Below are 23,523 nucleotides of genomic sequence, written 5' to 3'. Positions count from 1 at the left end.
TCAGAACAGAAAGGAAGATCATATGAATTTCTCTTCTAAAGCTTCATCCCTGCAAGAACCATCCTGTTTAAAAATATCACATGCTGATCCCGATATCTATTCTGCGATTACCCACCGGCTTCTTTTTCACTTTTCACGCACACGTACAGATACACCAATTGTTATTGTCTGTGTAGGCACAGACCGCTCTACCGGTGATTCACTTGGACCGCTGGTCGGCACTGCGCTTGCCCGCTTCCATAGCTCCTTATTCCATCTCTACGGAACGCTGGACGATCCAGTTCATGCTGTTAACCTGGAGGAGACTCTCTCCCTGATTTATCAGAAGCACCCTAACCCGTTCATCATCGGAATCGATGCCTGTCTCGGCCAGTCAACAAGTGTTGGCTGCATCCAGGTCGTAGACGGCCCCCTCCGGCCGGGAGCAGGGGTCAACAAGCAGCTCCCTCCAGTAGGCGATATCCATTTGACTGGCATTGTGAATGTCGGCGGCTTCATGGAGTATTTTGTACTGCAGAATACGAGATTAAGCCTTGTAATGAGATTATCCGATATCATTGCTTCCAGCCTATACTCCGCACTTAAGCAATGGAACCTTCATGCTAGATCTGCTGCAGCGCGAGAGCAATGACTTCCTTCTCCTCTGGAGACAGAGGATACTGCGACTCTCCCTTTACAAGCGGCTTGGAGTATATATATGAGTTCTCGCGGTTGTGCAGGCTGCTCAGCACAATTCCGCTATGGTTGTCATCCAGAATGGCAAGCGAGAAGCTCAGATCATTGCCGCGCTCTCCGAAGGCATTATAGCGTTTCATGGCTACCTTTGACTTCATCCCCCGCATTTTGGCTTGTGCAGCTTCAATCATTGCCTTATGCTCACGCTGACCATCCTCCAGCATATCTCCCTGGTTCTTCAGGTTTACCAGCAGGCTCTCCAGATCCTCAATGCCATTGCCGGTCATCATTGCTTCATATCTGCGCCGCATCTTGCGGAGCTTGGCACCCTGAATGATCAGAACAATTGCCAGCAGAATAATTATCACTGCAAACCCCATAATGAACACCGACAGCTGTTCACTTATTACTTCATTTAATTCCGACATATATGGACCATCCTTTGTCTAAATATAAAAATTTACAGGTTTCACATGATAGCTTATCCATCTATTCCCCGACGAAACGGTACCGTCCTTTTAAAGGACACCAACACCATAGCCACTTGTTATCTTGTTCATGAAGCACCATACATTTCAGCCATCGCATCCAGCAATCTGTTAACGTCCTCTTCTGTCGAGCTTACACCAACACTCGCCCTAACCGCTCCACTCTCCAAAGTATCTGCGGCTTTATGAGCGAGCGGCGTACAGTGCATGCCTGCACGCACTGCAATGTTATATTCACGGTCCAGGCGATGGGCAATATCCGCTGACTCTTGTCCCTCCATTACAAACGCGACAATTCCGCTGCGCTGAATGCCCAGACCAGGGCCAAGAATCCGAATCCCCGGAATGAAGGCCAAGCCTTCCATCAGTCTCTGTGTCAGTTCCCACTCCTGCATATGAATCCGTTCCGTTCCCATTGCCAGAATTTCCTTCACACCCGCCAGCAGCCCAGCTACACCAACAGCGTTCTGAGTGCCCGCTTCATAGCGGTCAGGCCGTACCATGGGCTGATCACTATTCTCTGACTGGCTGCCTGTTCCGCCGTGCACCAGAGGCTCCAGATCTAAATATGGTGATATATACAGACCCCCGGTCCCTTGAGGTCCTAACAACCCCTTATGCCCCGGAAAAGCCAGCAAATCTATATTCATTGCCGGCACATTTATATCCAGTGAGCCCGCACTCTGAGCAGCATCCACCAGAAACACAGCTCCGTGTGATTTGGCCATATCGCCGATAATCCCAAGAGGAAGTATACTCCCGAGCAGATTGGAACTGTGATTACAAACCACCATTCTGGTATTGTGGCGGAACGATTGTTGAAGTTCTAGCAGATCAACCTGCCCCTCACCATCCACTTGTAAATAATCCACTTCAACACCTATTGTCCGGCGCAAATACTCTAAGGGCCTGCGTACAGAGTTATGTTCTGTCATCGTTGAAATCACATGATCCCCTGGTTGAAGTGTACCCTTAATAGCCATATTTAGCCCCATGGTGGTGTTATGGGTAAAGGCAATATTCTGAGCATTGGAGACCGCGAACAGTTGAGCAAGTAGTGCCCGTGCCCGCACCAGCACGCGGCCTGTACCTATCGCCAGCGAATGGTTACCACGTCCAGCATTTGCCCCTGAATGTTCCAGAGCCTCCATCATTGCAGCAGCCACTGCAGGCGGCTTTGGCCACGAGGTTGCTGCATGATCCAGATATACCAGTCTCTCCATCTCTTCACCCTCACTATTTTCCGTTTAAAAAACATATCCCTCCATATCCGTTTTAGGGATATCTCAGGATATGTTTTCGGCATAAATATCCAAATCAGTTCCCAAGCAACTCCAGTAGTCTTTCCAGGTCTTGGGCGCTGTAATAATTTAATTCTATTTTGCCTTTTTCCTTACCTTGCTTAATCTTAACAGTTGTTTTGAACCGTTCCCGCAACACTTCTTCAACGTTATCAATATAAGGATCGCGTTTGACCACCTTAGCTTTGATTCCATTAGCGGGTTTGCGGTCGAGGTTTTTCACTACCTCTTCCAGTTCTCTTACACTCCACTGTTGTTCCACACACTGTCCGGCTAATTGCTTTATCGTCTCCGGATCTTTCAGCGCTACAATTGCCCGGGCATGACCCATAGAAATTGTTCCACGTGAAACATAATCCTTCACTTCCTCCGGCAGACTAAGCAGTCGCAAGAAGTTGGCAATATGGGATCTGGACTTCCCCACCTTTAATGATAGCTCTTCTTGGGTAAGAGCGAATTGATCCATTAGCCCTTGATATGCAACCGCAATTTCCATTGCGTTTAGATTCTCACGCTGCAGGTTTTCAATCAGGGCAATCTCCATAACCTGTTGGTCGCTCAAGCTGCGGACCACCGCAGGGATCGTTGCTTTGCCGCAATATTGGGATGCACGGAACCGGCGTTCACCGGCAATGATCTCATACCCCTTCAATACACTGCGGACAATGATTGGCTGAATAACCCCATGCTGTCGGATTGATTCAGCCAGCTCCTGAATAGCCTCTTCGTTGAAATCTTTACGCGGCTGATACGGATTGGCTCTTAACTGAGACAAAGGTATCTCTACAACCTTATCATCCTCGTTAATAGATAAAGAAGGTATTAAAGCATCCAAGCCTTTGCCTAGGCGCTTACTCATAAGAAATCACTTCCTTTGCCAACTCTAAATACACTTCCGCTCCTTTAGAACGGGAATCATAAGTAATAATAGATTGTCCGTGTGAAGGAGCTTCACTCAGACGGACATTACGCGGAATAATGGTTCTATATACCTTCTCCTGGAAGTATTTTTTCACTTCTTCAATCACTTGAATCCCCAGATTGGTCCGGGCATCAAGCATAGTGAGCAGTACCCCCTCTATCTTAAGGTGAGGGTTAAGATTCTTCTGCACCAGTCTTACAGTGTTAAGCAGTTGGCTTAGCCCTTCAAGTGCGTAGTATTCACATTGAATCGGTATAATGACTGAATCCGCTGCTGTCAGAGAGTTAATGGTAAGAATGCCCAATGATGGAGGGCAATCGATGATGATGTAATCATAATTCGCCTTGACCGCATTTAGAGCCTTCTTCAGCTTTAGTTCTCTGGATATGGTAGAGACTAATTCAATTTCCGCACCCGCTAATTGAATAGTCGCCGGTATGATATGAAGGCCTTCGATTTGGGTCTCCAATATCGTTTCCTGCGGGTTTGCTTCATTAATAAGAATATCATAAATGCAATTTGCTACATCCGCTTTGTTGACGCCAACGCCGCTCGTAGTGTTGCCTTGCGGGTCAATATCAACAAGCAGCACTCTTTTCCCTAAAGTAGCCATACCGGCACCCAGGTTTACAGAGGTTGTTGTTTTACCGACCCCGCCTTTTTGATTTGCTATGGCAATAATCTTGGACACTTATTTCACCTCGAATTGTTAGAAAGAATCATCTTGTAGGGTCATGAGTTGTATTATCATAATGATTTGTATACTACGGCATCACATGTGCGGGAATTGTAGACAAATATACATTAACTTATCCATAAACTGTATGTGTGATAACGTCTGGAGCTAGTCATAGAAAAGGCGGCCAATCACCTCAGGGCCGCCTTCAGCTTTTGAAACCATTTATCTTTTTGGGATTTGAATAACAATCTCATAATGATCGCCACGGTCATTCTCAGAGGTCTTGATTTCCATCCCCGAACCGGACACCATGTCTATGGATTGGCGAATTGTATTAAGGGCGAGACGAACATCTTTTGTATAGGATACCCGTTTTGATTTCTTAGTCTGTGTAACAGCTTTATAGAATGCAATACGTGCTTCTGTTTGCTTCACATTGAGCTCTTTGGAGATAATCTCAGCCAGCACCTTCATCTGCATCTCTTCACTGTCCAGAGACAAAAGCGAACGCGCATGACGCTCAGTGATCTTTCTTTCCATCAGTGCAACTTTGACTGCCTCCGGTAAATTCAGCAAGCGGATTTTGTTGGCAATCGTTGACTGGCTTTTACCAAGCCTTTGAGCCAGACTCTCTTGCGTCAGTTGATGCAGATCAATCAGCTTCTGATAGGCGATTGCCTCTTCAATAGAAGTAAGACCCTCACGCTGTAAGTTCTCTATCAGTGCAATTGAAGCTGCTTGTGAATCATTGAATTCGCGCACAAGAGCTGGAATAGTCTCCATGCCCAGCTTTTTGACCGCCCGCCAGCGTCTTTCACCGGCAATGATTTCATACTGGGAATCACGCATACGCACAACGATCGGCTGGATAACTCCATGAGTTTTGATAGTCTGGCATAACTCATCTATCTTGTCATCATCAAAAATCGTCCGTGGTTGATATGGACTGCTGATGACCTCATGAACCGGGATTTGTTTGATCTCTTCTCCGCTGCTCCGCTCGGTAAATCCAAAAAGCTTGGTGAATTGTTCTTTCATTCCGTTCATAACCACCTAATTTCGTTATAGTACGATCCTTCTAACCTTTCTTGCGAAAAGCCTATCGTACAGCGTAAGAAAAGCATCTATCCGATTCATAGTCGCTTTTCTACAATTAAAGAACAGATCACTGATCAGCTCAATAATTCAAGAACAGCCTGGCCATATTTCTGACCTCCAGCTCTCTACAACCAAGGTAGTGACAGAGTAGCAGAAGAGTCTTCTCTATAAAAAGTCTTACTATAGTATTCTATCACTTTTCTGCTCATAATCCTATTCTCCATATAGACCTATTTTTCCTGCCTAAAGGTCCCCTCAGGTCCCCTAATTCACAAATAAACTCAATATAGGACATATACCACAAATCTCATAAAAAAAGATCAAGCCCATTCTGCATGAGCTTGATCTGGTTTCGCAAATATGATTTTGATTGTTTCACGTGAAACAATTATACAAGAGGCGACTTAGCTGGTACGCCTGGCTTACGCGGATACTTCGCTGGTGTTGCCCCGGTCTTACGTACGAGAATAATATGCCGGGCGGATTCTTCAACAGGCAAGCTGAAGGATTCCACCTTCTGCAGCTCAGCGCGAAGTTCCTTGAAGCTGCGTTTGGCTTCTGCCAATTCCTCAGCCGGGTCGCTTCCCTTCATTGCGGCGAAGATTCCATCCTTACGTGTGAACGGAAGACAAAACTCATTCAAAAGAGATAGGCGGGCAACTGCACGGGCAGTCACCACATCATAAGCATCACGGTGGACAAACTGTCTGGCGACATCCTCGGCACGTCCGTGGATCAGTTGTACGCCCGTCAGGCCCAGGGTATCACATACATGCTGCAGAAAGGATATCCGTTTGCTGAGTGAGTCTACAATCGTCAGCTTCAGATGCGGGAAACAAATCTTCAGCGGAATTCCAGGGAAACCTGCTCCTGAGCCAATATCGGCGAGACTCTTGGTTTCGTTCATATTCAGATAGAAGGCCAGAGATAGAGAGTCGTAGAAATGCTTCGTATACACCTGACTTCTTTCCGTAATACCTGTAAGGTTCATCTTCTCATTCCAGGAAATCAATTCCTGGAAGTATAGTTCGAATTGTTCTAATTGCTTCGTTGAGAGCTGTAGTCCGCGCTCCTTGAGCAGAGCGGTGAACTGGGCTGCCGTATTATCCATAGATTATCCTTTCGCCGCTGTCACACGGTTATAATGCTCCAAATGCACCAGCAAAATCGAGATATCCGCCGGTGTTACTCCTCCGATGCGTGAAGCCTGGCCAATGGAGATGGGTACGATTTTGGTCAGCTTTTGCCGGGCTTCCATCGCAAGTCCATGAATCTCATTGTAGTTGATATCTTCAGGGATCTTCTTCTTCTCCATCTTCTGCAGCTTCTCAACATGCTGGAGCTGTTTCTCAATATATCCGGCATACTTTATCTGAATCTCAACCTGCTCCTTCATATCTTCGTCCAGTTCTTCTGGGGCAGGCGATATCATATCTACGAAGCTGTAGGCAAGCTCCGGACGGCGCATTAAGGTCAGCAGATTGCTTCCGTCAACAATCGGTGCAGAGTCATACCCGGCAAGAGCTTCATTTACTTGAACAGGTTTAACCTTCGTTTCCTGCAGGCGGATGATTTCACGGTCCACCCGTCCCTTTTTATCAAGGAATGCCTCGTATCGTTGCTCTGGAATAAGTCCGATCTCATAACCGATTGGAGTCAGGCGCAGATCCGCATTATCATGACGGAGCAGCAGCCGGTATTCCGCACGCGAAGTCAGCAGACGATAAGGTTCATTGGTTCCCTTGGTGACCAGATCATCAATCAGCACACCGATATAACCCTGGGACCGGTCAAGCACCACCGGCTCCTTTTCCTGTACTTTACGCGCTGCGTTAATGCCTGCAATTACACCCTGCCCCGCAGCTTCCTCATAACCGGAGGTACCATTGATTTGTCCGGCTGTGAACAGTCCCGGTAACCGTTTGGTTTCAAGGGAAGGCCAGAGCTGTGTTGGAACCATCGCATCATATTCAATAGCATAGCCGTTACGCATCATTTCAACCTTTTCCATGCCGGGAATGGAACGCAGCACTGCCAGTTGTACATCCTCAGGGAGGCTTGTAGACAGACCTTGTACATAGTATTCCGATGTGTTTTTTCCTTCAGGCTCAAGGAAGATTTGATGCTGTGATTTATCGCTGAACCGCACGACCTTATCTTCGATCGATGGACAATAGCGAGGACCTGTTCCTTCAATAATTCCGGTAAACATCGGTGCCCGGTGCAGGTTGTCATTAATAATCTGATGTGTGACCGGTGAAGTGTAAGTCAGCCAGCAAGGCAGCTGTTCATTATCTGATGACTTGGTTTCAAAAGAGAAAAATTTCGGCTTATCATCACCCGGCTGAATTTCTGTCTTGGAGAAATCAATCGTATCCTTGTGCACACGCGGCGGAGTACCTGTCTTAAAGCGGACAAGATCGAATCCAAGCTCACGCAAATTCTCCGACAACCGTACGGATGGCTGCTGATTGTTTGGTCCGCTCTCATAAGTCAGTTCACCCATAATCACTTTGCCGCGCAGATAGGTTCCGGTCGTCAGAATAACAGTTTTGCTGTGGTATACGGTTCCGGTCTTCGTAATGACCCCGGCGCAGCGGCCGTCCTCAACAATCAGTTCTTCTACCATGCCTTGGCGCAGGGTCAGGTTAGGTGTCTTTTCCATCGTTTCCTTCATCGCATGCTGATAGAGGAACTTGTCCGCCTGTGCACGAAGTGCATGGACAGCAGGTCCTTTCCCGGTATTAAGCATCCGCAGCTGAATGAAAGTCTTATCTATATTGCGGCCCATTTCCCCGCCCAGCGCATCAATTTCACGCACTACATGGCCCTTGGCTGGTCCGCCAATGGATGGATTACATGGCATAAAGGCCACCATATCCAGGTTAATCGTGATCATCAGTGTGCGGCAGCCCATCCGTGCAGCAGCCAGAGCCGCCTCACAGCCGGCATGTCCGGCGCCAATGACGACAACGTCATAGCTGCCTCCATCATAATTCATAACTGTTACCTCCTTTTATTTACCTAAGCAGAACTGCGAGAAAATCTGATCCAGCAGAGAATCCGCAGCCGTATCTCCAATGATCTCACCGAGCTGCTCCCAGGCAAGGCGTACATCGATCTGTATCATATCTATAGGAATAAGCATCTCCGCCGCTTCGTAGGCATCCTGCAGTGATCTGTGTGCCTTCTTGAGCAATGCTATATGTCTTACATTACTTACATAGGTTAAATCACCTGATTCCAGCTTGCCTCCGAAAAAGAGTGCCGAGATCGCCTCTTCCAGTTTATCCAGTCCTTCCTCTTCCAGCACAGACATCGGTACAATGCTCGATTCGTCAAAAAAGGAGCGCAGCTTATCCGTATCCAGACGGGACGGTAAGTCCATTTTATTCATGATGACCAAGGCTTGTCTACCGTGGATTTGTTCCATCAGTGCCAATTCATCCTCATGGAGCTCATCGTTGGCGTTCAGCACCAGCAGAATCAGATCCGCATCGCTAAAAGCCGCCTTCGAACGTTCCACACCGATTCTTTCTACCACATCCATCGTTTCACGGATACCGGCAGTGTCCAGCAGCTTCAACGGGATATTATTAATCGTAACATACTCTTCTATTACATCACGCGTTGTTCCCGGAATATCGGTTACAATCGCCTTGTTGTCGCGGGCAAGCGCGTTAAGCAGGGAGGACTTGCCGACATTAGGCCGGCCCACAATTGCTGTTGTGATCCCTTCGCGCAGAATCTTTCCTTCATTAGCTGTACGAAGCAGCTTGTTAATGCCTTCCATAACCTCTTGGCTCTTGTCCTTAATGAAATCGGCAGTTAAGGACTCCACATCATGTTCCGGATAATCAATGTTCACTTCAATATGAGCCAGCATCTCAATAAGAGTGTGCCGAAGCTCATGAATCCGTGCGGATAGAGAACCGCTAACCTGCTTAAGCGCAACCGAGAAGGCCCGGTCCGATTTGGAACGAATCAGGTCTATAACAGCCTCTGCCTGCGAAAGATCAATCCGTCCGCCCAGAAAAGCACGTTTGGTGAATTCCCCCGGCTCAGCCAGCCGGATATCCTGCTGCAGCAGTAGGTCCATCACTCTTCTTACAGAGATTACGCCGCCATGGGCACTGATTTCCACTACATCTTCCGTTGTAAAAGAACGCGGTCCCTTCATGACCGTAACCAGCACTTCTTCCATCCGCTCCCCATCCAGCGGACTTACAATATGTCCATAATGTACAGTATGGGATTCAGCTTCCGTAAGGGGGATACGGCTTTTGAACAATGGAGCCACCTGGCTGATAGCCTGCGGTCCGCTAACCCGGATGATGGCAATTCCGCCCTCGCCCAGAGCCGTCGATACAGCAGCAATAGTGTCACTAAGCATGTTGTTATTCACCTCTGGATTGATCTTTTCTTATTTGTCTCTTCAAGTGGAAACGGTTAAGCCGTCCTTCCAAAGGACGGCATCCGTTTCAGCGCGAAATATAAGGGTAATATATTGCGCGAACCATATAAATTCTTATATTTCAAAAAAACAATGACTCCTCGCATAGGTCAAGGAGTCATTGCGGCATATAGATCTACTTCAAAGTTATAACGACGCGGCGGTTCGGTTCTTCACCCTTGCTAAGCGTGTTTACCTGCCGGTGATCTTGTAATCTGGAATGAATAATCTTGCGTTCCTGCGGGGACATGGGTTCCAGGACAACCTCTTTACGGGTCCGGACTACACGTCCCGCCAGCCGATCCGCCAATTCCTCAAGCGTCTTCTTGCGGCGTTCACGGAAGTTCTCCGCATCCAGCACAAGGCGGATGAAGCTGTCGGAATAGCGGTTGGCAACAATATTAGCCAAATACTGCAGAGCATCGAGAGTTTGTCCTCTTCTGCCGATCAGCAGCCCGAGATCCGGGCCGGATATTTGCAGAACAGTTGATTCCTTGGTATGAACGATTTCAACTTCCACCTCGAGCCCCATGCTCTTGGCGACATCCACAATGAAATGAACGGCCTGCCCGTAAGCTTCCTCCACCGGTTGTCCGGAATCCTGGCGCGGTACGCCGCTGATCGCCTCTGGTTTGCTCTCTCTTGTTGACTGCTGAGACAGTAGCGGAGCACTCGCCGCTGATGCCGGTGCGGCTTCAGAGATCAAGGTTAATTCTACCTTGGCTCCCTTTGCACCGATCAATCCAAGGAATCCTTTTGACGGCTGTTCAAGTACGTTGACCGTTACCCGGTCCTTCTGAACTCCAAGCTGGTTAAGTCCCCGTTCTACAGCTTCTTCAATGGTTTTCCCTGTCGCGACGACTTTGCTCATTTTGACTTTTTGACCCCCTTCTTACCTTTGCTGCTATTGCCTTTTGCAGCAGGAGTAACATCTTTGCGGGCGTTATTGTTGCTGTTCTTGCTCTTCGTCAAATTCACTTCTTTGGCTTTGCCGTTACCTGCAGTAGCGGAAGCGGTGGCACCGGCAGCTGCAATAGCCGCTTTATGTTTATCATTGTTGCGGTACAAGAAGTAGTTCTGAATAATGGTGTACAGATTACTATAGAACCAGTACAGCGGAAGCGCGGACGGGAAGTTGTAGGACATGATGAAAATCAGAACCGGGTATACCATCATCATGAACTGCATTGGACCCTGCTGTTGTACCGGGTTCATTTTGGTCATCATACGAGTCTGAATGAATGTCGTAGCAGCGGCAAGAAGCGGCAAAATGAACAGGTGATCGGGCTTGCCGAGCTGCAGCCACAGGAAGTCATGCAATCTAAGATCCGGATTGTAATAGATCGAGTTGTACAGGGCGATGAAGATCGGCATCTGCACGATCAGCGGCAGACAGCCTGCCATCGGATTTACCTTGTTCTCCTGGAACAGGCGCATCGTTTCCTGCTGTACCTTTTCGGGCTCATCTTTATATTTTTTCTTAATCTTCTCAAGCTCCGGTTGGATGGCCTGCATCGCACGTGAACTCTTAACCTGTTTCATGGTAAGCGGCAAAATTAACGTACGCACAATGATAACCATTACAAGTACGGCTAATCCGTACTGGCCATTAAACCACTTCGCGAAAGTATCCAGTGCAATGGCGAAATAATAAACGACATTACTTTGCCAGAAGCCTCCATTTTTCAAATCCTCCGTAGTGTGCGTCACTGTTGCCGCAGACGGAGAGCATCCCGACAGAACAGCGATCATTAGAACCATTAACCCGAGGAGAAGAAACATTTTTCCTCGCTTAGTCTTCATTAGAGACACTTCAAAACCCCTCTCATAAACATTCCATTGCACCGTAAATCATAACATAATTATGGATACAAATAAACAAGCCCCTGTGTCCCTCTTACTTGTGCAAAGCCTTGAGCAGCTTGGCTTTGCGAAGCACATGCAGCACACTTTTCTCGAGCTCGCCGTAATCCTTGGAAAGCGCTCCTTTTCTTACGATGAACACGATGTCCAGACCCCCGATAATTTCCGGCTCATGGTGACGGACAATTTCCTTTACCAGCCGCCTCATCCGGTTGCGTACCACGGCGTTTCCAACCTTCTTGCTGACAGATATACCTACGCGGAAACGCTCCACCTCTTTTCTGGGAAACCAGTACACCACATATTGATGATTCGCAAATGACTTCCCATGGCGGTATACGCGGCTGAAGTCGGCACGGTTTCGTAATCGTAGACTTTTGTGCACGGGACTCTCCTATTCAAATACCGGATTTCGCGTAAGCTCCGGAATTTCATCTTCTAATTAGTATAGTCATTCAGGTGATGCCATAAACGGCATCCGTTTCAGCGGAAAGATAAGGCTCCTTAAGGATGCAAAGCGTATACATTTTTATCTTTCAAAAAAAGCCCCGCAGTAGCGCTATCTTCCTCTGCAGAGCCATACTTTTATTGTTGCAGCTGCAGAATAACAGTGGTCCTCCCGCTCTGAGGAGATGCTGCCAATTCTGTGCTATATATAGAAGGAAAAAATGATAGGCGTCCTCTTCCTTCCTTATATATCAAAAAAAACCCCGCAAAGTGCGGCTCTATAGTGAAGCCTGATCCGTAACTTTTGCGGGGACCCCATGTAAAATAACCCCACAAAGTGGGGCTTTGCTTCGATGATTACTCAAATATTTATGGGGACCCATTGAATTCTCATCTTGTAAAAAAGGACCACCGCAGTGGTCCCTAAGTGGCCTAACTTACGCACTCAAAACTTTTCTGCCTTTCAAGCGGCGGGCTGCCAGCACTTTGCGGCCGTTTTTCGTGCTCATTCTTTTGCGGAAACCATGCACCTTTTTGCGTTTGCTCACATTCGGTCTGAACGTCGGTCTCATGTATTGCACCTCCCTTACAGGAACTTAATTACTGTCATATAAGCAGAAACGGACTAAGCCGTCCTTAGAGTAGGGACAGTATCTACAAGTATTATCAATTAAATTTGGAGACATATCCTCACAGAAAACACCTTTATATATTTAAACACATAATCAAGGCAAAAGTCAACCTTGTCCCCTTCCTCCCTCTTTTTTATTTCTCCACAGTTCTCTTCAGCAGCTCCGCCGCTATCCCCAGCCTGCTTAATCCCCATGAATTTTCGTCTCTGCGTCTTATCCACAGTTCTTTTATTCCAAAAAGTAATCCACAGAACATTATAGTTATCCACTTGTGATCAAAAAAAATAGTCGACTGCTCACAACTGAGCACAACCTGTGTATAAAAATATCGAAGCCATGACGTAAACTGTCGAACGGTAAACAATTTATCAACAATATGTAGTGGTGTTCTTAAAAATTATACACAAGTGATTGAATTTGTGGATAAAATAGCGTGGCTCATTGAAAAACAAGGGGGGTTTTGCTATGATAGTATTACTTTTGAATGTGAATAGATTTGTTTGTTCTCTATATTATCAACAAGCTGTGGATAAAGTTGTGAACAATTCAAATTTATCCATATTTTTTTGTCTCTTGATATTGCATATTGGGGATAAGATTCAGCAACAACCCATTTTCTTCGACATTTCCACTTCATGGCTGATGCCACATTTGGAAGATTTAAAGGAGTGACAGTCTGTGGACAGCCATACTTCCGAATTATGGCAGCAAATTTTATCGATTATTCAAACCAAACTAAGCAAGCCGAGCTTTGACACCTGGTTTAAGGCTACCAAGGCCTTAACGTTTAGCCACCAGGCTCTTATTATCTCGGCGCCTACAACTTTTGCCGTAGAATGGCTGGAAAGTCGCTACACCAAACTGGTAGGAGCAACGGTTTATGAGGTCACCGGACAACAGGTTGACGTCAAATTTGTAATTGAAGAGAACAAACCCTCTGAGCCAATAGTTCAACAAATGGCGACCACTCCCGCAGTTTCACGCGAAGAAGCACAGACGCATTTGCTCAATCCCAAATACACTTTTGATACGTTCGTGATCGGTTCGGGCAACCGTTTTGCGCATGCAGCCTCACTGGCTGTAGCCGAAGCGCCCGCCAAAGCTTACAATCCTTTGTTTTTGTACGGAGGCGTGGGTCTCGGGAAGACTCACTTGATGCATGCCATCGGGCACTATGTGCTGGAGCATAACCCCAACAATAAGGTTATCTACATCTCGTCCGAGAAGTTTACGAATGAATTCATCAACTCCATCCGTGACAACCGCGGCGAAAGCTTCCGTAACAAATACCGCAGTGTTGACATTTTGCTGATTGACGATATTCAATTCCTGGCCGGCAAAGAGTCAACGCAGGAGGAATTTTTCCATACGTTCAATGCTCTTCATGAAGAACGCAAGCAAATTATCATCTCAAGCGACCGGCCTCCCAAGGAGATTCCCACACTGGAAGAACGGCTGCGATCCCGGTTTGAATGGGGATTGATCACCGATATTCAGCCTCCTGATCTGGAGACACGGATTGCGATTCTCCGTAAGAAGGCCAAGGCGGAGAACCTGGATATCCCTAACGAAGCGATGATGTACATCGCTAATCAGATCGACACAAATATCCGCGAGCTGGAAGGTGCACTGATCCGCGTTGTAGCCTATTCATCACTGACAAATCAGGATGTGAATACGCATCTGGCAGCTGAAGCGCTGAAGGATATCATTCCCTCCAGCCGGCCGAAGATGATCACCATGAATGATATTCAGCAAAAAGTCGGCGAATACTACAATTTGCGCATGGAGGATTTCAAAGCACGGAAACGCACGAAGGCTGTTGCTTTTCCAAGGCAGATTGCCATGTATCTCTCACGTGAATTAACGGATTATTCGCTTCCCAAGATCGGTGAAGCCTTCGGAGGGCGCGATCATACGACAGTTATCCATGCCCATGAGAAGATTACGCAGCAATTAAAGGTGGACCAGGAGCTCTATAAAGTGGTAAATAATCTTGCGGAGAAAATTAAAAATCCTTCCTAAGAGGAACAAAGAGCCTATACACAATCTATACACATGTGGGTAGGCTTAATTTTATGCTGTTTAGCGACTTATCCACATAAACGGAGCCCCTACTACTAATACTATTAAATAACTATAATAATTCATCTTCTAAGAGCAGGATTCAAAGAGGTCAAACGTACACCCATTTCCCAATTTTTCAGCTAGGAGTGAAATCATGAAAATCAGCATTCTCAAAAATGAACTCAACGAATCTATAGGCCATGTCTCCAAGGCGATCTCGAGCAGAACAACCATCCCTATTTTGACTGGAATAAAGCTTGAGGTTAGCCACCAGGGAGTAACATTGACGGCAAGCGACACGGATATCTCAATTCAATCCTTCATCCCTGCCGAGAATGACAGCCATACGATCGTAAAAGTGGAACAGCCCGGCAGCGTAGTGCTTCCAGCCAAGTTCTTTGTCGAGATCATCAAGAAGCTTCCCTCCAAAGAAATTCACATGGAAGTCAAAGAGGGCTTTCAAACCTATATCTCTTCCGGATCTACGGAGATTCAGATTGTTGGCCTGGACCCTGAAGAATTCCCTGTTCTGCCAAGCATTGAGGAGAATGAAACCATCTCAATGCCAGGCGATTTGCTGAAGAATATGATTAAACAAACCGCGTTCTCCATCTCTACCCAAGAGACAACACCAATTCTGACGGGTATTCTCTGGAATCTTGCCGATAACGAGTTCAAGTTCACGGCTACCGACCGCCACCGTCTGGCAACAAGAGCAGCACATCTGGAAGGTACAGAGAATGTTCAGTTTGCGAATATTGTTATTGCCGGCAAAACGTTGAACGAGCTCAGCAAAATTATCCCGGATCAGAATATGCTGGTGGATATTGTCGTTGCGGATAACCAGGTCCTCTTCAAAATCGACAAAGTGCTGTTCTATTCGCGGATCCTGGACGGCATTTATCCGGATACTTCTAGAATTATTCCAACCACCTACAAAACAGAACTAACTCTTGATACAAAAAAACTCAGCGAATCGATTGACCGCGCTTATTTGCTATCCCGTGAAGAAAAAACGAACATTGTCCGGATGCAGACTCTTGAGAATGGCGACGTAGAGATTTCTTCCAGCTCATCAGAGCTGGGTAAGGTCCGGGAAGAACTTGAAGTAATTGATTTCAAAGGTGAGCCTTTGCGGATCTCCTTCAACTCCAAATATATGCTCGATGTGCTGAAGGTTGTGGAGAGTGAGCAGCTCGTGATTGCCTTCACCGGCATGATGAGTCCGATTATTCTCAGACCGCTCGACGAGAGCCGCAGCCTGTACGTCATTCTGCCTTACCGCACAACCAATTAATGCCCTGTCCATGGCCTGTGGATAAGTGGTGGAAAGGACAAAAAAGATGAAAAAAATAGTTATCCACAGTGGATATATCAAGCTGGACCAGTTTTTGAAGCTGGCAGATTGTGTATCCACAGGTGGTATGGCCAAAGCGCTGCTGCAGGAAGGGCACGTACAAGTGAACGGGGAGAAAGAAGAACGGCGTGGCAGAAAGCTCTACCCGGGTGATAAGATAGAGGTACAGGATAACGGCGTATTCGAGGTTGAAGGCGGCGGAGTCAAAGAGTAGTACACCCAAGGAGGCACAGGGTCTTGTTTGTCAAAAATATCGGTCTGCAGTATTACCGCAACTATGGGCTGCTGCGCCTTACGAGCCTGGGCGATGTAAACCTCATTCTCGGTCAGAACGCCCAAGGCAAAACAAATCTCATGGAGGCTTTGTTCGTCCTGGCGATGACCAAAAGCCACCGTACCTCCAAGGACAAGGAACTCATATCCTTCGATGCTCCTGCAGGTTCCGCACAGATTGTGGCCGAAGTGGAGCGCAAATACGGTGATCTTAAACTGGAGCTTACCCTGTCACCCCAAGGCAAAAAAGCCAGAATTAACGGACTGGAGCAGCGCCGGCTTAGTGAATTCGTAGGTTCACTGAATGTGGTGATGTTTGCTCCGGAGGATCTCGAGATTGTCAAAGGCACCCCGGGCATCAGGCGCCGGTTCCTTGACATGGAGATTGGACAGGTCCAGCCCAGCTACCTGTTTCATCTGCAGCAATACCAGAAGGTGCTGCTCCAAAGAGGGAATCTGCTGAAGCAGCTATGGGGAAAAGAAGCTGCCGGCAAGGAGCTTCTGGAGATATGGGATGCGCAACTTATAGAGCATGGTGTTAAAATCGTCAAAAAAAGGAAACAATTCATAAAGAAGCTGCAGATATGGGCAGAAAGCATCCATCGCGGCATTACAAACGGCGGAGAAGAGCTCAAACTGCTCTATGTCCCCTCTTTCGGTGAGCGCGAAGAGGAAGATGAAGCTGTCTTATTGGACAAATTTATGTTAAAGTTATCACAAACAAGAGATCAGGAAATCAGGCGCGGCATGACGCTGACGGGTCCCCATAGGGATGACCTGTCCTTTTTTATCAACGGAAGAGAAGCTCAGGTCTACGGTTCCCAGGGACAGCAACGTACGGCAGCTTTATCGCTCAAGCTGGCGGAAATTGAACTGATCCATGAGGAGATCGGAGAGTATCCTGTGCTGCTTCTTGATGATGTTTTGTCCGAACTTGATCCCTATCGTCAGACCCAGCTTATCGAAACATTTCAAAGCAAGGTACAGACCTTCATCACCGCCACCGGTGTAGAGGGACTGAATGCCGATAAATTAAAAGGCGCAAGCCTGTATCATGTGCACGGCGGCACAGTGGAGCTATAAAGAGCGGAGGAAGACCATGTATATTCATTTGGGTGGAGAGAAAATTATTCGATCCTCAGAGTTAATTGCTATATTTGATATATCGATTGAGAAGTCCTCCAAGGTGTCGAAGCAATTTATGACTCATTCCCAGCAGGATAAGAAGCTGGAGCGCATTGGTGAAGAGGAAGCGAAGTCTATTGTCGTCACCAAGAATACTGTCTACTACTCCCCTATCTCCTCCTCCACTCTCAAAAAAAGAGCCAAAATCTTGTTAGAAATATAATGTTTCGGTAGTTACAGGAGATAATCTGAAAGAAGTAGGTGAAGGCATGTCAATGAATCAACCGACATATGATGAGAGCCAGATTCAGGTACTGGAAGGGCTGGAAGCGGTTCGGAAACGTCCCGGCATGTACATTGGCTCCACTAGCGCCAAAGGTCTGCATCATTTGGTCTGGGAGGTTGTCGATAATAGTATCGATGAGGCGCTGGCAGGTTTTTGCGACCGGATTCAAGTGAAAATTCATGAAGATAACAGTGTGACTGTTATTGATAACGGCCGGGGAATACCTGTCGGCGAGAACGTAAAGCTGAAGAAATCCACGCTTGAAGTCGTTATGACTGTCCTGCATGCAGGCGGTAAATTTGGCGGCGGGGGTTACAAGGTTTCCGGCGGTCTTCACGGTGTGGGGATCTCGGTAGTTAACGCACTGTCCGAGAAGGTAGTTGTAACGGTCAAACGTGACGGACATGTCTACCAGCAGGAATACAGACGCGGTGCGCCGCAATATGATATCAAGGTAATCGGTGATACCGAGGAGACAGGGACAACAACAACCTTCCATCCGGATCCGGAGATCTTTACCGAGACCACTGTGTTTGAATATTCCACTCTGCTTACCCGCATCCGCGAGCTTGCCTTCCTGAACAAGGGCATTGAGCTGTCTCTGCTGGATGAACGGACCGGAGTCTCCAATACGTTCAAGTATGACGGCGGTATTGTGGAGTATGTGAAGTATCTCAACGAGAAAAAAGAAGCCCTGCATGATGACCCGATCTACGTGGAAGGCTCACGGGATATGATCGCTGTTGAAGTGGCTCTCCAATATAACGATTCTTATACAGAGAACATCTATTCCTTCGCCAACAATATCAACACCCATGAGGGCGGAACGCATGAATCCGGCTTCAAGAGTGCTTTGACGCGGATTATCAATGATTATGCCCGCAAGGCAGGCGTGATCAAGGACAGCAGCCAGAATCTTACCGGAGATGATGTCCGTGAAGGTCTGACGGCGATTATTTCCGTCAAAATTCCTGAGCCGCAGTTTGAAGGCCAAACCAAGACCAAGCTGGGGAACAGTGAAGTCCGCGGGATCGTCGAATCTCTGTTCGGCGAGAAGCTGCAGGAGTTCCTGGAAGAGAATCCTGCTGTCTCACGCAAGGTGCTGGAGAAGTCGCTGCAGGCTTCCCGTGCCCGTGAAGCGGCCCGCAAGGCCCGTGAGCTGACCCGCCGTAAGAGTGCCCTAGAAGTCAGCGCCCTTCCGGGCAAGCTGGCTGACTGCTCCTCCAAGGATGCGTCGATCAGTGAGCTGTACATCGTCGAAGGTGACTCTGCGGGCGGATCGGCCAAGCAAGGCCGTGACCGTCATTTCCAAGCGATCCTGCCGCTGCGCGGTAAGATTCTGAACGTAGAGAAAGCCCGGCTCGACCGGATCTTGTCCAATGCGGAAATCCGGGCGATTATTACCGCTCTTGGGACTAGCATCAGCGATGATTTCGATCTGTCCAAAGCACGTTACCACAAGGTTGTAATTATGACCGATGCGGACGTCGACGGTGCCCACATCAGAACATTGCTGCTGACGTTCTTCTACCGCTACATGCGGAAGATTGTCGATGCCGGATATATCTATATCGCCCAGCCTCCGTTGTTCAAGATCGAACGCAACAAAGTCATCCGCTATGCGCAGACCGAGAAGGAACGCGATGAGATCATTGCCGGCTTTGGTGAGAACGTCAAAGTAAACGTTCAGCGCTACAAAGGTCTGGGTGAGATGAATGCTGCACAGCTCTGGGATACTACAATGGATCCTGAGAGCCGCACGATGCTGCAGGTAACGATTGAGGATGCGATGCTGGCTGACAGCATTTTCGATACACTGATGGGTGACAACGTTGAGCCGCGCCGTGAATTCATTCAGGAGCATGCCCAATCGGTCAAAAATCTCGACATTTAAGCGTAAGCTGTATAACGAACCTCCGGTTTTCTCCCTTATAGGGGGGACCGGAGGTTTTTTAATGCAGGGAGAGAGTTTTTTGGCGTAACTTTAATGCTTGAGTGTTCGTCTGCGGCGGTAGGTTGGGGACGGGTGGGTGCGTTTCAAACGTCCATAGGCAACAGCATAGCGGTGGATTCTGCGGTAAATGGCTTTGTTCGGAAACATTTTGAAGACGATGATCGAAGGCAGCGTATTAACTTCAAGCAGCCATAGATCATGATGCTGATCCATCGCCACATCCAGTCCGATTTCTTTGAGGCCCGGATAGGCAGTTTCCAGCTGGGACCCGATTCTAACCCCCAGTGATTTCAACTGCTGGATGGTTGCCGTCATTTCTTCAGGCGTCATATGTTCTTTGAACAGGGCATCTACCGAAAAAATGCTGCCTCCATTGTGATAGTTGGTGACCACCTTTTGCGGCGCAGCCACCCGCCCGAGCATGCCTGTAGTCTCCCAGGATCCCTGAAGATTCTTCTGGGTCAATACCCGTAGGTCAAATGGCCGGTCCTGATGCTGAAGCAAATCAATGCCTTGCTGAACGAGATAAGAACGTCCCTTAATCCGCGGCAATAGGGCAGCATGAAGCTCTTCCGGTGTATTGAAGATTTCTGCATCCTTGGCGTATCTCAGAATATACATCAGCTTGGGTTCTGCTGGTGCTTCCGCTTCACATGTTAAAGGTTCTGTTTCCGGTTGGCTTAAATCCGGCTGCTGCTCGCTTGGGCTTAAATGAACTACCCGCTGTTCAGCTCTCATGACTCCGCTGCCGTAGGTGCCGCGGTCCGGTTTGATATATACCGTTCCGTACAGACCCAGCAGCTCTTTCAAATCTTCCAGGGCGTATTTACGTGTTTCCGGAATGAAGACCGAGAGCAGGCGGTTCTGAAGAATGACTTTCGTTTTTGCCCACTTGCTGGACACGCGCTGAATCCTCATTTTCTGCCTCCTTGGGTAGTTGTGCGGTTGCCGGTTTCGCCACAGATGAACGTATATCCGTTTGTTCATCTGTGGCGAATTTTCAGGACAATCTAACTAAACAATGTTATAATATAAGGATATGGGGTTATGCTTTTTTGGACGAAATCAGGGTCATAGAGCCATTCTTCTAGTCTTTACAGTCTATGTACTGAAGACACCAGCGGAAAGGGCGTATATCCTTATCCGTACTAAAAGAAAATCAATATAGAAGATAAAAGGCTATCATGTTTAATTGTGCTGCTTTTGTGAAAGTAATATAATAAAGGGTAGCGGTTTTTAACTGAAGGAGGTCCACCAACTCATGGCTGAACAAAATAACCCGCAAATCAGGGATCGGGACATTGGCGTGGAAATGCGCGAATCCTTTATGGATTACGCAATGAGCATCATTGTAAGCCGGGCTTTGCCGGATGTGCGGGACGGACTTAAGCCTGTTCACCGACGCATTTTGTTTGCGATGTCGGAACTTGGAATGTCCTCGGATAAACCTCACAAGAAATCAGCGAGAATCGTCGGTGAGGTTATCGGTAAGTACCACCCTCACGGTGACTCGGCGGTTTATGAAACAATGGTACGTATGGCACAGGATTTCTCCATGCGCTATATGCTCGTAGACGGCCACGGAAACTTCGGCTCTATTGACGGAGATATGGCAGCTGCGATGCGTTATACCGAAGCGAGGCTGTCCAAAATTGCGGGAGAAATGCTCCGCGATCTGAACAAAGAAACGGTTGATTTCGCTCCCAACTATGACGGTGAAGAGCATGAGCCTGTAGTATTGCCGGCGCGTTACCCTAACCTGCTTGTGAACGGGGTTTCGGGGATTGCGGTCGGTATGGCTACCAATATTCCTCCGCACAATCTGGGCGAGGTCATTGATGGTGTGCAGGCAATGATCAAGAATCCTGAGATTACGCCTATGGAGCTTATGGAATATATTCAAGGTCCGGATTTCCCAACGGCTGGTTATATTTTGGGCCGTGAAGGTATCCGTCAGGCTTACCGCACTGGACGCGGGTCGGTTACTATGCGTGCCAAAGCGACGATTGAAGAGAATAACGGTAAAGCGCGGATTATTGTGCACGAGCTTCCTTACCAGGTCAACAAAGCCAGACTGGTTGAGAAGATTGCTGAATTGGTGCGTGAGAAACGTATCGAAGGCATTACGGATCTGCGTGATGAATCTGACCGTAACGGAATGCGTGTAGTCGTTGAAATGAGACGTGATGTGAATCCTAGCGTCGTGCTCAACAACCTCTACAAACATACCTCCATGCAGTCTACCTTCGGGATCAACATGCTGGCTATTGTCAATAATGAACCGAAGATTCTGAACCTGCGTGATGTGCTGTATCATTATTTGCAGCATCAGATCGAAGTTATCCGCCGCCGGACCGTGTTTGACCTGAAGAAGGCGGAAGCCCGGGCGCATATTCTGGAAGGGCTGCGTGTTGCCCTCGATCATCTGGATGAGGTTATTGCTCTTATCCGTGCTTCACGGACAACAGATATTGCCCGTGAAGGCTTGATGGAGACCTTCAGTCTAAGCGTGGAGCAGGCGCAAGCGATCCTAGATATGCGGATGCAGCGCCTTACCGGTCTGGAACGTGAGAAGATCGAGAATGAATATAACGAACTGCTCGCCAAAATCACTGAATACAAGGAGATTCTGGCTAACGAGCATCTCGTACTGGAGATTATCAGCAATGAGCTGCAGGAGATTCGTGATAAGTACTCGGATGACCGCCGTACGGAAATTACGGTTGGGGAAGAGAGTATTCTCGATGAGGATCTGATTCCGCGTGAAGAGGTTGTAATCACGATTACACATACCGGTTACATCAAACGTCTTCCGGTCAGCACTTACCGCAGCCAGAAGCGCGGCGGCCGCGGGGTGATCGGGATGGACACCAAGGACCAGGACTTTGTGGAGCATCTCTTCGTGAGTAACTCCCACAATTACCTGATGTTCTTCACCGACAAGGGTAAAGTGTACCGGATTAAGGCTTATGAGATTCCGGAGCTCGGACGTACCGCCCGGGGAACGCCGATCATCAACCTGATCCAGATTGAGCAGGGCGAGAAGATTAGTGCGGTAATCCAGGTAGAGGAAGCGGACAGCGACAAATACCTGTTCTTCGCTACCCGTGAGGGAATCGTGAAGAAGACGCCTCTGGAAGACTACAACAACATCCGCAAGGGCGGTCTGATAGCGATCAATCTGCGTGAGGAAGATTCACTGATCGAAGTGAAGCTGACAGATGGAGAGCAGAATCTGATTATCGGTACGGCACGCGGAATGTCGATTACTTTCTCGGAGAGCGATGTCCGTTCCATGGGCCGTAGTGCTACAGGGGTTAAAGGGATCACGCTGGATGACAATGACCATGTCATTGGTATGGACTGCGTAGATAAGGATCTTGAAGTGCTGATCGTAACAACCAAGGGTTATGGTAAACGTACGCCTGCCGGCGACTATCGTTCCCAGACACGCGGGGGTAAAGGCATCAAGACCATTAACCTTACCGATAAGAACGGTCCGGTAGTCGGGCTGAAGGTTGTCAAGACAGATGAGGACCTGATGATTATCACGACCAGCGGTACCCTGATCCGGACCAGTATGGATGGAATTTCTACCATGGGCCGGTACGCACAGGGCGTTAAGCTGATTAACATCCGTGAAGATGATGCAGTGGCTACGCTCTGCAGAGCGGATAAAGAGGAAGATGACTTGTCTGAGCAAGAGGACGGCGAAGAAATTCAAGGTGCAGTAGTGGAAGGCGATGGCGAAATCAGCGAGCCTGAAGCGGAAACTGATACCGGGAACGAAGACGATAGCATCGAATAATCCTTTGCAGCGAAAGCATGAGTTTCTGATTATAGAAGCTCATGCTTTTTTTAATTTTGTAGAATGGGAATCCTCTATCTAGCCGCTTGCCGGGT

Annotated in this window: 21 protein-coding genes; 8 read left to right on the top strand and 13 right to left on the bottom strand. The window is 47.9% G+C overall.

Annotated elements, in window-relative coordinates; translation table 11 throughout:
- Positions 1–22: 22 nt before the first annotated feature.
- Positions 23–631 (top strand): spore protease YyaC, encoded by a 609-nt coding sequence (gene yyaC, locus MKX70_RS05835; RefSeq protein ID WP_340839657.1) that lies wholly within the window; start codon positions 23–25, stop codon positions 629–631.
- Here the strand turns inward: yyaC and MKX70_RS05830 are convergent.
- The 12 genes from MKX70_RS05830 to rpmH form a co-directional block, all read right to left on the bottom strand.
- The gene (locus MKX70_RS05830) at positions 603–1,103 is read right to left on the bottom strand and encodes a DUF4446 family protein (RefSeq protein WP_042241229.1); all 501 of its coding nucleotides are present in this window, start codon (positions 1,101–1,103) and stop codon (positions 603–605) included. The genes yyaC and MKX70_RS05830 overlap by 29 nt on opposite strands.
- Positions 1,104–1,231: 128 nt before the next feature.
- Positions 1,232–2,386, bottom strand: coding sequence for an aminotransferase class V-fold PLP-dependent enzyme (locus tag MKX70_RS05825; RefSeq protein ID WP_042241230.1), 1,155 nt, complete (start codon positions 2,384–2,386; stop codon positions 1,232–1,234).
- A gap of 94 nt (positions 2,387–2,480) precedes the next feature.
- Positions 2,481–3,323: a ParB/RepB/Spo0J family partition protein gene (locus MKX70_RS05820; protein ID WP_042218719.1), complete on the bottom strand. Its 843-nt coding sequence runs from the start codon at positions 3,321–3,323 to the stop codon at positions 2,481–2,483.
- Positions 3,316–4,077 carry a ParA family protein gene (locus tag MKX70_RS05815; protein ID WP_042140602.1) on the bottom strand — a complete coding sequence of 254 codons (762 nt, stop codon included), beginning with the start codon at positions 4,075–4,077 and terminating at the stop codon, positions 3,316–3,318. The genes MKX70_RS05820 and MKX70_RS05815 overlap by 8 nt, the downstream gene beginning before the upstream one ends.
- A 210-nt stretch (positions 4,078–4,287) precedes the next feature.
- Positions 4,288–5,103: a nucleoid occlusion protein gene (gene noc, locus MKX70_RS05810; protein WP_039295780.1), complete on the bottom strand. Its 816-nt coding sequence runs from the start codon at positions 5,101–5,103 to the stop codon at positions 4,288–4,290.
- 448 nt (positions 5,104–5,551) lie between these two features.
- Positions 5,552–6,274: a 16S rRNA (guanine(527)-N(7))-methyltransferase RsmG gene (gene rsmG / locus MKX70_RS05805; RefSeq protein WP_042241235.1), complete on the bottom strand. Its 723-nt coding sequence runs from the start codon at positions 6,272–6,274 to the stop codon at positions 5,552–5,554.
- 3 nt (positions 6,275–6,277) lie between these two features.
- Positions 6,278–8,164: a tRNA uridine-5-carboxymethylaminomethyl(34) synthesis enzyme MnmG gene (gene mnmG / locus MKX70_RS05800; RefSeq protein WP_340781471.1), complete on the bottom strand. Its 1,887-nt coding sequence runs from the start codon at positions 8,162–8,164 to the stop codon at positions 6,278–6,280.
- A gap of 15 nt (positions 8,165–8,179) precedes the next feature.
- On the bottom strand, positions 8,180–9,556 hold the full coding sequence (mnmE, locus tag MKX70_RS05795) for a tRNA uridine-5-carboxymethylaminomethyl(34) synthesis GTPase MnmE (RefSeq protein WP_340781470.1): 1,377 nt from the start codon (positions 9,554–9,556) through the stop codon (positions 8,180–8,182).
- Between the two features lie 196 nt (positions 9,557–9,752).
- Positions 9,753–10,487 (bottom strand): RNA-binding cell elongation regulator Jag/EloR, encoded by a 735-nt coding sequence (jag, locus tag MKX70_RS05790; RefSeq protein ID WP_042241240.1) that lies wholly within the window; start codon positions 10,485–10,487, stop codon positions 9,753–9,755.
- The gene (locus MKX70_RS05785; protein WP_042241243.1) at positions 10,484–11,428 is read right to left on the bottom strand and encodes a YidC/Oxa1 family membrane protein insertase; all 945 of its coding nucleotides are present in this window, start codon (positions 11,426–11,428) and stop codon (positions 10,484–10,486) included. Before MKX70_RS05785 ends, jag begins: the two co-directional genes overlap by 4 nt.
- Positions 11,429–11,513: 85 nt before the next feature.
- Positions 11,514–11,864 (bottom strand): ribonuclease P protein component, encoded by a 351-nt coding sequence (gene rnpA / locus MKX70_RS05780; protein WP_042140607.1) that lies wholly within the window; start codon positions 11,862–11,864, stop codon positions 11,514–11,516.
- Between the two features lie 499 nt (positions 11,865–12,363).
- The gene (gene rpmH, locus MKX70_RS05775; protein WP_039295761.1) at positions 12,364–12,498 is read right to left on the bottom strand and encodes a 50S ribosomal protein L34; all 135 of its coding nucleotides are present in this window, start codon (positions 12,496–12,498) and stop codon (positions 12,364–12,366) included.
- Positions 12,499–13,236: 738 nt separating this feature from the next.
- On the opposite strand from rpmH, the gene dnaA reads away from it, so the two are divergent.
- The 6 genes from dnaA to gyrB all read left to right on the top strand — a co-directional run bounded on the left by dnaA (position 13,237) and on the right by gyrB (position 19,560).
- On the top strand, positions 13,237–14,583 hold the full coding sequence (dnaA, locus tag MKX70_RS05770) for a chromosomal replication initiator protein DnaA (RefSeq protein ID WP_340781465.1): 1,347 nt from the start codon (positions 13,237–13,239) through the stop codon (positions 14,581–14,583).
- Between the two features lie 196 nt (positions 14,584–14,779).
- Complete coding sequence (gene dnaN, locus MKX70_RS05765) at positions 14,780–15,922, top strand: DNA polymerase III subunit beta (protein WP_039295747.1); 1,143 nt, start codon at positions 14,780–14,782, stop codon at positions 15,920–15,922.
- 46 nt (positions 15,923–15,968) lie between these two features.
- Positions 15,969–16,196 carry a S4 domain-containing protein YaaA gene (yaaA, locus tag MKX70_RS05760; RefSeq protein ID WP_039295744.1) on the top strand — a complete coding sequence of 76 codons (228 nt, stop codon included), beginning with the start codon at positions 15,969–15,971 and terminating at the stop codon, positions 16,194–16,196.
- 23 nt (positions 16,197–16,219) lie between these two features.
- Entirely contained in the window at positions 16,220–17,338 is a 1,119-nt protein-coding gene (recF, locus tag MKX70_RS05755; RefSeq protein WP_042231378.1) for a DNA replication/repair protein RecF, read from the top strand.
- 16 nt (positions 17,339–17,354) lie between these two features.
- The gene (gene remB, locus MKX70_RS05750) at positions 17,355–17,603 is read left to right on the top strand and encodes an extracellular matrix regulator RemB (protein WP_039295738.1); all 249 of its coding nucleotides are present in this window, start codon (positions 17,355–17,357) and stop codon (positions 17,601–17,603) included.
- 46 nt (positions 17,604–17,649) lie between these two features.
- Entirely contained in the window at positions 17,650–19,560 is a 1,911-nt protein-coding gene (gene gyrB, locus MKX70_RS05745; RefSeq protein WP_042132667.1) for a DNA topoisomerase (ATP-hydrolyzing) subunit B, read from the top strand.
- Positions 19,561–19,650: 90 nt separating this feature from the next.
- On the opposite strand, the gene MKX70_RS05740 is transcribed toward gyrB, so the two are convergent.
- Positions 19,651–20,538, bottom strand: coding sequence for a YheC/YheD family protein (locus MKX70_RS05740; protein WP_042231381.1), 888 nt, complete (start codon positions 20,536–20,538; stop codon positions 19,651–19,653).
- Between the two features lie 343 nt (positions 20,539–20,881).
- Here MKX70_RS05740 and gyrA point away from each other — a divergent pair, with 343 nt between their 5' ends.
- Positions 20,882–23,428: a DNA gyrase subunit A gene (gene gyrA / locus MKX70_RS05735; RefSeq protein ID WP_042231383.1), complete on the top strand. Its 2,547-nt coding sequence runs from the start codon at positions 20,882–20,884 to the stop codon at positions 23,426–23,428.
- Positions 23,429–23,523 lie beyond the last annotated feature (95 nt).

The organism is Paenibacillus sp. FSL R7-0312, from assembly GCF_038004445.1.
Taxonomy (GTDB): Bacteria; Bacillota; Bacilli; order Paenibacillales; family Paenibacillaceae; genus Paenibacillus_AQ.
This window is presented reverse-complemented; position numbering and strand designations above follow the sequence as displayed.

Excerpts from the sequence above, each read along its gene's own strand:
- yyaC (WP_340839657.1), top strand. The coding sequence starts at position 23 with ATGAATTTCTCTTCTAAAGCTTCATCCCTGCAAGAACCATCCTGTTTA.
- MKX70_RS05830 (WP_042241229.1), bottom strand. The coding sequence starts at position 1,103 with ATGTCGGAATTAAATGAAGTAATAAGTGAACAGCTGTCGGTGTTCATT.
- MKX70_RS05825 (WP_042241230.1), bottom strand. The coding sequence starts at position 2,386 with ATGGAGAGACTGGTATATCTGGATCATGCAGCAACCTCGTGGCCAAAG.
- MKX70_RS05820 (WP_042218719.1), bottom strand. The coding sequence starts at position 3,323 with ATGAGTAAGCGCCTAGGCAAAGGCTTGGATGCTTTAATACCTTCTTTA.
- noc (WP_039295780.1), bottom strand. The coding sequence starts at position 5,103 with ATGAAAGAACAATTCACCAAGCTTTTTGGATTTACCGAGCGGAGCAGC.
- rsmG (WP_042241235.1), bottom strand. The coding sequence starts at position 6,274 with ATGGATAATACGGCAGCCCAGTTCACCGCTCTGCTCAAGGAGCGCGGA.
- mnmG (WP_340781471.1), bottom strand. The coding sequence starts at position 8,164 with ATGAATTATGATGGAGGCAGCTATGACGTTGTCGTCATTGGCGCCGGA.
- mnmE (WP_340781470.1), bottom strand. The coding sequence starts at position 9,556 with ATGCTTAGTGACACTATTGCTGCTGTATCGACGGCTCTGGGCGAGGGC.
- jag (WP_042241240.1), bottom strand. The coding sequence starts at position 10,487 with ATGAGCAAAGTCGTCGCGACAGGGAAAACCATTGAAGAAGCTGTAGAA.
- rpmH (WP_039295761.1), bottom strand. The coding sequence starts at position 12,498 with ATGAGACCGACGTTCAGACCGAATGTGAGCAAACGCAAAAAGGTGCAT.
- dnaN (WP_039295747.1), top strand. The coding sequence starts at position 14,780 with ATGAAAATCAGCATTCTCAAAAATGAACTCAACGAATCTATAGGCCAT.
- yaaA (WP_039295744.1), top strand. The coding sequence starts at position 15,969 with ATGAAAAAAATAGTTATCCACAGTGGATATATCAAGCTGGACCAGTTT.
- remB (WP_039295738.1), top strand. The coding sequence starts at position 17,355 with ATGTATATTCATTTGGGTGGAGAGAAAATTATTCGATCCTCAGAGTTA.
- gyrB (WP_042132667.1), top strand. The coding sequence starts at position 17,650 with ATGTCAATGAATCAACCGACATATGATGAGAGCCAGATTCAGGTACTG.
- MKX70_RS05740 (WP_042231381.1), bottom strand. The coding sequence starts at position 20,538 with ATGAGGATTCAGCGCGTGTCCAGCAAGTGGGCAAAAACGAAAGTCATT.
- gyrA (WP_042231383.1), top strand. The coding sequence starts at position 20,882 with ATGGCTGAACAAAATAACCCGCAAATCAGGGATCGGGACATTGGCGTG.